This window comes from Gallicola sp. Sow4_E12, from assembly GCF_052116305.1.
Classification (GTDB): domain Bacteria; phylum Bacillota; class Clostridia; order Tissierellales; family Peptoniphilaceae; genus JBQKLI01.
Genome location: NZ_JBQKLI010000066.1, coordinates 1 through 518, shown reverse-complemented (window position 1 = coordinate 518; position 518 = coordinate 1). Strand labels below are relative to the sequence as shown.

Sequence of the window (518 nt, the reverse complement as noted above, 5' to 3'; positions counted from 1 at the left end):
CCAAAGGAGGTCGGTTTTTCATGGCAAAATATAGTTACGAACTCAAACGAACCGTAGTAAAAGAATATCTGAAAGGCAAAAGCAGTGTTGAAGATTTAGCTTTGAAATACAATATTAAATCTCACACCGCTGTCTTCAATTGGATTCATGCTTTTGAAGCACTAGGCGAGGAAGGATTAAAACCTTCTCGCCGCCAAAAACACTATCCTTCAGATTTTAAAGAATTCATGGTAAAGTCTTACTTAGAAAACGAAATGAGCTATCAAAAAATATGCAGCAGACACGGATTAAAGAATCCTTCTCTTTTAGGACGTTGGGTACGAGAGTATCGCGAAGAAGGATTGATAAGATTCGTTTCAAAAGAAGAAGAAAGGTTTTTTCCCATGAAGAAAAAAGATAATTTTATCAAAACTTCCAAGCAATCAAAGAATACAAAGGACAATAAAACAAAAAGAGAACTCGAATTAGAAGAAGAAAATAAACATCTACGAATAGAGAATGCCTTTTTAAAAGAATTG

Annotated in this window: 1 protein-coding gene; it reads left to right on the top strand. The window is 34.2% G+C overall.

Annotated elements, in window-relative coordinates; all coding sequences use genetic code 11:
• Positions 1 to 20 precede the first annotated feature (20 nt).
• On the top strand, positions 21 to 518 hold a 498-nt coding region (locus tag ACTQ46_RS11205; protein WP_441749900.1), incomplete at its 3' end, for a transposase.